10 protein-coding genes are annotated in these 10,791 nt (G+C 44.8%); 6 read left to right on the forward strand and 4 right to left on the reverse strand.

Features of this window, described 5'->3' with window-relative positions:
* Window positions 1-286: 286 nt before the first annotated feature.
* Both RMO55_RS15445 and RMO55_RS15450 read right to left on the reverse strand, forming a co-directional pair.
* Window positions 287-1,891 carry a B12-binding domain-containing radical SAM protein gene (locus RMO55_RS15445; RefSeq protein ID WP_310427868.1) on the reverse strand — a complete coding sequence of 535 codons (1,605 nt, stop codon included), beginning with the start codon at window positions 1,889-1,891 and terminating at the stop codon, window positions 287-289.
* A gap of 290 nt (window positions 1,892-2,181) precedes the next feature.
* On the reverse strand, window positions 2,182-3,498 hold the full coding sequence (locus RMO55_RS15450; RefSeq protein ID WP_310427869.1) for an ATP-binding protein: 1,317 nt from the start codon (window positions 3,496-3,498) through the stop codon (window positions 2,182-2,184).
* Between the two features lie 207 nt (window positions 3,499-3,705).
* On the opposite strand from RMO55_RS15450, the gene hemC reads away from it, so the two are divergent.
* Entirely contained in the window at window positions 3,706-4,707 is a 1,002-nt protein-coding gene (hemC, locus tag RMO55_RS15455) for a hydroxymethylbilane synthase (protein ID WP_310427872.1), read from the forward strand.
* A gap of 135 nt (window positions 4,708-4,842) precedes the next feature.
* Here the strand turns inward: hemC and RMO55_RS15460 are convergent, their stop codons facing one another.
* Entirely contained in the window at window positions 4,843-5,376 is a 534-nt protein-coding gene (locus tag RMO55_RS15460; RefSeq protein ID WP_310427874.1) for a tetratricopeptide repeat protein, read from the reverse strand.
* A gap of 151 nt (window positions 5,377-5,527) precedes the next feature.
* Between RMO55_RS15460 and RMO55_RS15465 the strand changes: the two genes are divergently transcribed.
* The gene (locus RMO55_RS15465; protein ID WP_310427876.1) at window positions 5,528-6,106 is read left to right on the forward strand and encodes a phosphatase PAP2 family protein; all 579 of its coding nucleotides are present in this window, start codon (window positions 5,528-5,530) and stop codon (window positions 6,104-6,106) included.
* Window positions 6,107-6,365: 259 nt separating this feature from the next.
* On the forward strand, window positions 6,366-6,989 hold the full coding sequence (locus RMO55_RS15470; RefSeq protein WP_310427877.1) for a CPP1-like family protein: 624 nt from the start codon (window positions 6,366-6,368) through the stop codon (window positions 6,987-6,989).
* A gap of 118 nt (window positions 6,990-7,107) precedes the next feature.
* Here the strand turns inward: RMO55_RS15470 and RMO55_RS15475 are convergent, their stop codons facing one another.
* Window positions 7,108-8,094 (reverse strand): alpha/beta hydrolase, encoded by a 987-nt coding sequence (locus RMO55_RS15475; protein WP_310427878.1) that lies wholly within the window; start codon window positions 8,092-8,094, stop codon window positions 7,108-7,110.
* 144 nt (window positions 8,095-8,238) lie between these two features.
* On the opposite strand from RMO55_RS15475, the gene pgeF reads away from it, so the two are divergent.
* The 3 genes from pgeF to RMO55_RS15490 all read left to right on the forward strand — a co-directional run bounded on the left by pgeF (window position 8,239) and on the right by RMO55_RS15490 (window position 10,708).
* A complete protein-coding gene (gene pgeF / locus RMO55_RS15480; protein WP_310427880.1) occupies window positions 8,239-9,018 on the forward strand; it encodes a peptidoglycan editing factor PgeF in 780 nt (259 codons plus the stop codon).
* Between the two features lie 186 nt (window positions 9,019-9,204).
* A complete protein-coding gene (locus tag RMO55_RS15485) occupies window positions 9,205-9,810 on the forward strand; it encodes a VWA domain-containing protein (protein ID WP_310427881.1) in 606 nt (201 codons plus the stop codon).
* Between the two features lie 292 nt (window positions 9,811-10,102).
* Complete coding sequence (locus RMO55_RS15490; RefSeq protein WP_310427883.1) at window positions 10,103-10,708, forward strand: VWA domain-containing protein; 606 nt, start codon at window positions 10,103-10,105, stop codon at window positions 10,706-10,708.
* The last annotated feature ends 83 nt before the right edge of the window (window positions 10,709-10,791 follow it).

The raw sequence follows: 10,791 nt of genomic DNA on the forward strand, positions 1-10,791 counted from the left end.
CCCTCCGAGGAGGGGATTTTCCACGCCAGCTTTGCTTTTGCAAAGGCTACTGCGTACCGACAAGTCGGCTAGTCTTCGTTTGAGGTTGGTTTACCCCCCAACCCCCAAAGGGTTGCTCTAGCTCCCTCCCCTTTACAAGGGGAGGGTTGGGGTGGGGTAAAGATCTACGCAGCAACTCAAATAGTGCCAATACTATCGCCTTACAAGCAGAAAACTAGGGGAAATCCCCTCCTCGGAGGGGTACCCGAAGGGGGGGTGGGTAGATCTCCGCCACTCCCCCTCAGATTTAAACCGCCGTTTCCACCAGAGCTGGAGCCGATTCCATCGCTGCTGCTTTGACCTTAGCCTCACCAACGAGGAACTCGGCGACTTGAACTTCAATTTCCTGCCGCACAATCCCTCTGTACTCCAAGAAATGTTCGATTTGGGCACAGACAGCCAAATAACTACTTACCCCACCTGGATTGAGCTGGAACATGCTCCAGAGATTGCGCCAGAACTGCCAACGAGTAGAGCGGACGAAACCTTGTCGCCAACAGATGGTCAAGAAGGCACTAATTAGCATTAAACTAATTGGTTTGTGACGACCTTCGCCCTTATCGGGATAGGTAGCTCCGCCGAGGGTGAGGAAGTGACGGTAAGTTCGATCGAGGAACTTGGATGGCTCGTATAATTCATCGAAGGCATCCATATATTCGTAGGCGATTTTTTCGAGCGGACGAGTCGGAACGAAGTTCATCAACGTGGTTTGGTTGATATTCCCAGATGTGCCGCGCAGTCGTCCTTCGCGCTCTAGGCGATGGGATAGAGCTGTATCTGGGAGTGCTTGGAGCATACTAAATACGGCGGTGGGAATATTCGTCTGTTCGACGAATTGGACGATGCGTTGTCCCGCACCTTTTTTCTCACCGTCGAAGCCGATAATAAATCCAGCCATGACGCGGATTCCCGACGCTGCAATGCGATCTACAGCTTCGCTGAGGGAACTCCGAGTATTTTGGTGTTTCTGGGTCAGAGCCAGACTTGCTTCATCTGGGGTTTCAATTCCTAAGAAGACAGAGCCGAAGTTACATTTAACCATTTCGTCCATCAATTCTTGGTCGTTTGCCAAATCGACGGAAGCTTCAGTAGCAAAGGAGAAGGGATACTTATGTTCGACCATCCACGGCAATAATTCTTTCAGGAACAGTTTAACATTCCGTTTATTACCGATGAAATTGTCATCCACCATAAAGATACTCCGCCGCCAACCCAATTCGTAGAGATAATCGAGTTCTTTAAGGAGTTGCTCTGGTGCTTTAGTACGTGGTTTGCGACCGTATAAAACGATAATATCGCAGAATTCACACTGGAACGGACAACCCCGCGAAAACTGGACGGACATTTCCGCATAAGCGTCGAATTCCAGCAGTTCAAACCGTGGTACTGGAGTCGTCGTGACATCAGGGCGTTCGCCATTCGGAGCGCGGAAAGTGCCTGACAGTTGCCCTTGGGCGACTGCTTCGACGAATAGAGGGATCGTCAGTTCGCCTTCATCGAGAATTAAATAATCGGCAAAGTCTGAGACTTCATGTGGTAGTGCGGTGGGGTAAGGTCCCCCGACAGCGACTCGTTTACCGCGACGTTTAGCTTCTTGAATCTGTGCGAGTAAATCTTGCTTTTGAACGATCATTGCCGAACAAATGACCATTTCGGACCAATTCCATTCAGCGTCAGTCACCTCTCGTACATTGAGATCGACGAGCTTAAAGTTCCACTCTTGGGGGAGGATTGCAGCTACTGTGATCAATCCTAGTGGTGGTAACATCGCTTTCCTACCGAGTAGTTCGATGGTTTTCTCAAACGACCAAAAGCTCTTGGGGAAGCGAGGATATAGGAGCAGAACGTTCATAATATAATCTCCAAATAACGGCATTCCCAGCTAGGTGGAATGATGGATGCGCAACACTTAATGACTTTATTTTAGTCGGTTTTGTTTCTTTCAGACATTATTAAATTAGAGATTAGGCGGCAAAATCCCCTCCACGGAGGGGTGCCCTGTATACACAAGTCCGTTTGAGTTGATGCGTAAATCTTTACCCCACCCCAGCCCTCCCCTTTACAAGGGGAGGGAGCAAAGCCCCCCTTTACAAGGGGGGTTGGGGTGGGGTAATCGGGACTACGCAGCAACTCAAGCAGAGATCAAGTGCTCTCTCCCAGCAGATAATCGATAAATTGCTGTGCTGTGCGTCCAGAACGTCCATTGTGTCTTGTCGCCCATTGTAGAGCACGGGCTTCTAGATCTTCCGGCTCGTTCGATAATCTCGCTTCAGCGGCTAAATGGCGAACGATATCTAGATACTTGGGCTGATCCGCAGGTTCAAATGTCAGTGTAATCCCAAATCGATCGCTAAAAGATAATTTTTCCTGGACTGTATCCCACATCTGAATCTCATCGGCATCTTGAGGGCGCGGACGGTCTGCAAAGTATTCTCTCACCAAGTGACGACGATTGGAGGTGGCATAGACTACCACATTAGCGGGTTTGGCGGTGACACTTCCTTCGAGGACGACTTTCAGTGCTTTAAATGCTTCGTCATCGGCTTCAAAGGAAAGATCGTCTACAAAAATAATAAATTTCTGCGGTAAATCGGTCAATCGATCGAGAATAAGCGGCAAGTCGATCATTGCTGATTTACTCACTTCAATTAGCCGCAATTGACTATCGGGATAATAATTTAGTAAGCCTTTAACTAGGGATGATTTACCAGTTCCTTTCCCACCATATAGTAAAATATTAAGGGCTGGATTACCTGCAAGTAAAGATTTAGTATTTTTAATTAGGGTGGCTTTTTGTCGATCGTACCCAATCAAATTATCGATCGAGACTCGATCGGGATTGGCAATTCCCCTCAGTCCATTTTGCCATCTCAATGCTCGATATTTACCAAAAATTCCAACTCCAGCTTGTTGGTAGTATCGAGCGAGATCGTCAACTAGTTCGCCCCAGCTTTGGTTGTGGATGGCATTGACGATCGATGATTGTTGTTTATCAATACTGCATTCGAGCCAACAGACTGGATTACCACCAATCCGCTCTACCCACTGAGGAATATACTGTCCACAAGTATAAAGGATGTATAATGAATTGAGATCTTGCCGCGCCGCTGTAACTAAAGTTGGTGATAAACGGGTTTGCAATGTTTCGTTCGATCGAGATAGATCTATTTTTTGAGCCTGGAGACTAAAGGAATTTTCTGCTTGTAATATTCGATCGATCAGATATTCTTCCCAACTACAATTTTTAGTAGCTAAAGCTTTAAAAAAACGTCCGTAAGCAGTCAGACAAATTAGAGCATTACCTTGCGAGCGATCGCCGCCGACGATCGCTCTGAGCAATTCAATTAAGGCGATACCAACCTCACCGTCTAAAATATCTTGATAGACAAGTAATCCAGCAATTGCCCGCTGCATCTGATGTAGTTCGTGGGTGTGTCGATCTTGATGGGAGGAAGTCATGAGTCAGGCTTTAGGTGTTAGGTGTTAGGCTTTAGGTTTTGGGTGTTAGGATGAGAAATATATTTTTTCTATTTGAGAGTTTAGTTTTTTATTTGTTATCGATCGTTTATTTCTTTCAATCTTTAACTAAGGTAATTTCATTACCCCTAGCCACTAGTCGCTAGTCGCTGTATCCTAGATTAGGTATTTATATGCGCTTTTATATATATGTCTGATAATATTACTAACTCAAACCGGACGATCCGCATCGCTTCGCGGAAAAGTCAACTAGCATTGGTGCAAACCTATTGGGTGCAGTCTGAATTACAGAAGCACTTTCCAGATCGTACCTTTGAAGTCGAGATGATGAGTACCCAAGGGGATAAAATTCTCGATGTACCCCTGGCGAAAATTGGCGATAAAGGGTTATTTACCAAGGAATTGGAAGTCAAAATGCTCGATCGATCGGCAGATTTAGCCGTTCACTCGCTTAAAGACCTTCCCACCAATTTACCAGAAGGTTTGATGCTTGGTTGTATTACCGAACGCGAAAATCCAGCCGACGCACTAGTCGTCAATGCTAAACACCAAGGCTGTCAGCTCGATACGCTGCCAGAAGGTGCGGTAATTGGCACATCATCTCTCCGCCGTTTGGCGCAACTGCGTCATCATTTTCCCCACTTTGCATTCAAAGATGTGCGGGGAAATGTCAATACTCGGTTGGCGAAGTTAGATGCTGGTGAATATGATGCGCTGATTCTGGCCGCTGCGGGCTTACAACGCTTGGATTTTGGCGATCGCATCCACCAGCTCATTCCTGCTAGTTTATCGCTCCATGCAGTCGGACAAGGGGCATTAGGCATCGAGTGTCGCACTGAAGATCCTGAAATTCTAGAATTCCTTCAAGCTTTACAACATCAACCAACAGCTTACCGCTGTTATGCCGAGCGGGCTTTCTTGCGGGAACTAGAGGGTGGTTGTCAAGTACCGATCGGGGTTAATACTACCATCGATGGCGATAATCTTACTCTAGTTGGGATGGTATCTAGTCTCGACGGTCAAAGGCTCGTGACAGATACAATTACCGGATTAGCCACCAACGCCGAGCAAATCGGCAAAGATCTCGCTAATCTGCTCCGCAGTAAAGGTGCGCAAACCATTCTCGATGAAATCTTTGAATTAGTTCAACGGGATGGATTGAAGAAAGTCTTGGACGAACAGACGAATTAGACTTGATAGCTTTAGATGGTAGGGTGTGTTAGGCGATAGCCGTAATGCACCAACCCACTGATGCTAGTTTTTCAAAATAAAACTGTTGCAATCCGCATTCTGTCGTCCAAGATCGTCATCCCGAACTCACGTCAATTATCGTTTTTTCGATTTCTGAAAATATTTTAAATTGGTTAAAGTCCGCTGCTGGTTAAGGGTATCACCTTGCAATCGGAATAACTCTGCGGCAATCCGCAGATCGGCGATGGCTCCTTTGCAGTCACCTAATTGATGACGAGCGGTTGCTCGATTATTATAGGTAATTGCTTGCTCTGGACGAATGCGGACAACCTGAGAGTAATCGAGGTAAGCACCCCAATAATCTTTAAGATTGAGTTTTGCTACCGCTCGATTATTGTAAGCTAGGGCATGATTTGGATCGATCCGAATTACCTCAGTATAATCGGCGATCGCGGGCAAATTTTGATCGAGTCTAGCATGTAATAGTCCCCGTTGAATATGCGCATCTACATCTCGGGGATTTTGTTGCAGCGTAGCATTTAGACTAGCGATGGTTTTTCGATCTGTCTCACTTGGGATCGGATTGGGTGCTGCTAAGGCTAAAAGTGGCATTGACAGCAGAGCAATAGAGGTGAGGATACTTAGTTTGGAAAATTGATATTTCATCATCGGCGTTAATTCAAGATCGAACTAGAAACAATCTACAACTGATTGTAGTAGTTTTTCGGCGATCGACCAACAGTCAATATGGCAAACATTTGCATGATATATTGATGCTTGTTGGTGTAGTCACCCCGCCCAAAACTCCCCGATCGAAGTTATGTCTTGGAAATATAGATCGCTCTTTACTATTATCGCCCTGAGTGGACTAACCTTTGCCCCTAGAGTCCAAGCACAAACAACAAATAAAGGATTTTCTGATTTTGTCTCTGGTGCGGGTACGATCTTATATCTTGGGGGTGGTTCCTTATTACCCTTGCTGACCGATGGAGCTGATGGTGGACAACATACGCTGCGGATAGTAGATGCTGTCGGTACGAGTGCGGCATTATGCTATGGACTCAAAGAAGTGATTAAATCCCCTCGCCCTGACAACGAAAAGGAACTCGATAGTTTTCCTAGTTGTCATGCGACGACAGCCTTTGCGCTCGCCCGCGTTCAAAGTCACTACCATCCTGACTATGCCATCCTCTGGTACGGTGGCGCAGCTTTAATCGGTTATTCCCGCGTAGATCTCAATCGTCACCGTCTCTCGGATGTACTAATCGGGGCGGGTTTAGGTTATTTAGTCGGCGAAATCGAACTAGGGCAAAAACGCGGCTTGCTACTATTTCCCCTGATTCGACAAGATGCTCAAGGAAATACCGTTGTTGGTTTACAAGTCAAAGGTGATTTCTAAATTAGGTGTTGGGCTTTAGGCTTTAGGACAAGCAGACGAACTAGTCTAAGATGGTGTAAATTAGTTCTCGATTCAATTACAACACTTTGGTTGAGAGTGCGCTTTGCGCTTTAGGGAAATTGCTAAAACCTAAAGCCTAAGACCTAAAGCCTAATTTCTAAAGCCTAATTCTTAATATTTGCAAGTAAATGTGGCGGATATTTCCAAAGCAGTCTAGAGTAGGAAGTAGTAGGTGGAGACCATCGATCGGAGGTTGTGAATGAGTCAGCAGAGTCCTTATGAGCAGCTAGGTGTAGCAGAAGATGCCACCTTTGAAGAGATTCAAGCTGCCAAGCAACGTGTCATTGCTCAATTTAGTGGCGACTTACAGCTACAAGATAATGTCGAAGCAGCCTATGATGCAATCTTGATGGAACGGCTCAAACTCCGTCAACAAGGTAAGATTAAGGTACCTGACGGGATTAGATTTCCCGAAAAGCTACCAATTGCTGTACCCAAATTTACCGCACCATCTATGGCTAATTCTCCCAGTTGGATGGGGGATACTTTTGAACGCCCTAGTCAATCGGAAATTTTAACAACTTCTGGTGTTTATACGGTACTCGCTGGAGCGGCATTAGTACCAAGTATCGCTTTTACCGGATTACCCACACTGGTTGCCGTAGGAACTGGGTTTAGTCTATATTTTATCAATAACAAGCAACGTCGGTTTAAACGCGCTCTATTGGGCAGTTTAATCGCCCTCGTCGTCGGTACGGTGGTGGCTGGGGTGCTGGTAAATAATCTACATCTACCCGTCGCTCAAATTGGTCTTCAGGGCGAAGTTTTTGCTAGTTTGTTGACTTTTTTACTGCTGTGGGTTGTGAGCAGTTTCACGAAATAGGTATTTAGTAATTGATAATTGATAATTGATAATTGCGGAATTGGGGTATAGATTGGCCTCAAAATTTGAGGTAGGGGCAATTCATGAATTGCCCCTACCTCAAATTGCGGGATGTCGCCTAATCTTCTAGTAAAGTAGTAACAGCAGTAACGATCGAGTCTGGTCGATCAATCCAGACAAAATGACTGCTATGATTAGCTAATACTTGCTGACAATTGGTTGATAGTTTGAGTAAATCGAGATGGATTTTATCGCGAACTCGATCGGCTGCTGCTAGTGATAAGAATTTAATCCCTAATAAAGGTCGAAGAAAGGTTTGAGATTTAATGCTAATTATCGGTAGAACGCCTAAATTATTGGCTACTTTTAATTGTCTGCCGCTAGTATCTAAATTCCACATTTCTCGTCCCATTGTTAGCCAATGACGGGCAGAATAAAACGATCTTTTGACATATTGACGATCGAGTGCTGAAAACTTTTTGAGTTCGGGTTTAATTAACTCAAATATGCCTAAAGTACCTAATAATCTCACTATACCTAACGCTGCCCCGATCGAGACAAAGCCGAAACTAATTGTAAAGAATGCTTTGAGCAATCCCACATCTATAGGCAAAGATAACATCGCATCCTCGTGCAATCCATCAGTGAGAACTATTCCCCTCACCGAGTTGGGAAATTGATGAGCGTACAGTCGCATATTATAACTACCGAAAGAATCTCCCACTAAAATATATGGTGGTGGGATTTGAGTTATGGTTAATAATTCATCCAATTCATTGACAATCTGTTGACTAGTACGCGGTTTGAATGAACTCTCACTCCAGCCATAACCAGATCGATCGTAAATACAAACCCTCGTTAATTTGGCAAGCTCATCAATTAATAAATATCCCTCAACTCCACCCAAACTAGCATCGAGAACCACAGTAATATCGCCCGTTCCTTTCGTATATAAGTGTCTAACTTTACCATCAGCCGTAGTAACTAATTTTCCTGGCGGTGCTGTATAACTTCGTTCGCGATAACTGGCTATCTGGTGATAAATCATCGTAGCAGTAAGACCAACAATCTCAACGATCTGAAGGGATGATAAGCTATTAAACATAGTTACTAGTTACTCTTTGGCGGATGGAGAGCGGGGAGCGGGGAGGGAAAAAGAAACAAAGCCAAGCATCTTATCTCCCATCACCCATCTCTCCCACACTAAAAAACTATAACTATCGCTATAAATCAATTACTATTTATATTTATGTGGCAGTGGCAAACTCGATCGGAACTACCTTATTTAACCTGCGATCTACTCTCTGACTGGCAACATGGCTTTTTTACCCGTCAGTTTGCCCCCCGCGAACCCCATGAGATTACCCCCATTCTATCTGCTACTGCGAGTACTCATCGTCTCAAGCAGGTACATGGCAATATTGTGTTGACTCCCACCGAAATCGCCACGGCTACGGAGGTAGAAGTAGAAACTGGAAATGCCCTCGCCGATGGATTGTTGACAGAGCAACCACAGCAAGCTGTCTGGGTGGCTAGTGCTGATTGTAACCCGATTCTGATTGCCAATCGGCACACTGGTAATGTCGCGGCGGTACATGCTGGCTGGCGCGGTACATCTCTGAATATCGCTACTGTTGCAGTAAACCGATTATTGGCACAGGGGGGAAGTGTAACCGATATCATCGTCGCGATCGGCCCCGCGATCGATGGTAAAGTCTATCAAGTGACTAAACAGGTGGGATTAGAAGTCTGTCGATCGATCGCCCTAAATCCGCTCTCAGGCGATCTTAAAACCGATTTGACTAGTTTACAAGCAATTCCCGATTCACCCCTATTACCGGACGAGCAAGTAGGGAGAGTGAGGCTAGATGTCCGTCGAGTCAATCAACTTCAACTCGAACAATTAGGCGTAGATCCGCAAGCCATTTCGATTGCGCCTCACTGCACTTATCAAGAACCAGAATATTTCTTCTCCTACCGTCGTGAGAAACTTAAAAAAATCCAATGGTCGGGAATAATTAATAATTGATAATTGAAAGCGCAAGAATGCTATGTCCCCGACTTCTTCGAGAAGTCGGGGATATGTCCCAGCAATATCAATACTTCTCGGTTAATCTAAAAATTAGTTAGTCCGCGTAGGCAGACTTTGCACCACTAGCTACGATTTCAATCGTTAGCAGGCTGTTAATATATATTCAATGGTGAGGAATTTATTATGCTAGAAAATCGCGATTATACGTTAATTATTGACAAAAGTGGCAGTATGTCAACGAAGGATAAACCAGGTGGTTTGAGTCGGTGGCAAATCATGCAGGAATCAGCATTGGCTCTGGCGAATAAGTGTGAGGAACTCGACCCCGATGGGATTACAGTTTATCTCTTTTCTGGCAAATTCAAACGTTATGATAATGTCAACGGAGCTAAAGTTGCTAGTATTTTCCAGGAAAACGATCCTTCAGGGCGAACCGATTTGGCTGGAGTTTTAACTGATGCTTTAAATAATTATTTTCAGCGCAAAGCTGCGGGGAAAACTCCGGCTAATGGGGAGATTATCTTAGTTGTCACCGATGGCGAACCAGACGATCGCAAGGCGGTAATGCAGGTTATTCTGGATGCTAGTCAGAAACTCGATCGAGATGAAGAATTGGCGATTTCTTTTATTCAAGTCGGTACTGATGAATCAGCTACTAAGTTTCTAAAAATCCTCGATGACGATCTCGGACGTGCTGGGGCAAAGTTTGATATCGTCGATACCATTACCATGAATGATATGGAAGATTTGACTCTACGGGAAGTCTTACTAAATGCCATTATCGATTAGTTGGCGTTGCTGGATTGAAGCATGAAAAGATAGAGAGGAAAGGGGGGGAGCGATTCGCGCTCGTCGGGTTCCCCGACGGTTTAGCGGCGTTTTTATTCGGGGCTTCCCCCCGAATAAAAAAACGACAAGACAGCGAATCAAGACAGCGGTGAGCGGGGAGAATAAGAAATCGTCTGCAAAAATAATGAGTCATATCTCAATTGAGCAACACCAAAGATTCGATCGATTGGTGAATGTCATTGTCATTGTGGGCACGTTAAAATAATACCAATCGCATTACCAAAATTTTCCTATGTTAGAAAATCGTGACTATACATTGATTATCGACAAAAGCGGTAGCATGGCAACCAAAGATAAGCCGGGTGGTGCTAGTCGCTGGCAAATCATGCAAGAATCGACATTAGCTCTAGCTAGCAAGTGTGAAGAATTAGATCCCGATGGGATTACGATTTATCTTTTTTCTGGTAAATTCAAACGTTACGATAATGTCACCGCTGCTAAAGTTGGGGCAATTTTTCAGGAGAACGATCCTTCGGGAAGAACTGATTTAGCTGCGGTTTTAGGTGATGCTGTAAATAACTTTTTTCAGCGGAAAGCTGCTGGACAAATTCCGGCTAATGGGGAGATTATTTTAGTTGTTACCGATGGCGAACCCGACGATCGTAAGGCGGTAATGCAGGTTATTCTGGATGCTAGTCAGAAACTCGATCGAGATGAAGAGTTAGCAATTTCTTTCATTCAAGTTGGTATGGATGAATCAGCTACTAAGTTTCTAAAAATCCTCGATGACGATCTCGGGCGTGCTGGGGCAAAATTTGATATCGTCGATACCATTACCATGAACGATATGGAAGATCTAACCCTCAAAGAAGTCTTGCTCAGTGCAATTGGTGATTAGATATAACCCACATTCCGCACTTCAATTTTTCGAGCACGAAAACTCGACGATTGAGCCATGTTGCTAGTTGTATTTTCAAAATC

Origin of the sequence: Chamaesiphon sp. VAR_48_metabat_135_sub, assembly GCF_031418915.1 — a bacterium.
GTDB lineage: Bacteria > Cyanobacteriota > Cyanobacteriia > Cyanobacteriales > Chamaesiphonaceae > Chamaesiphon.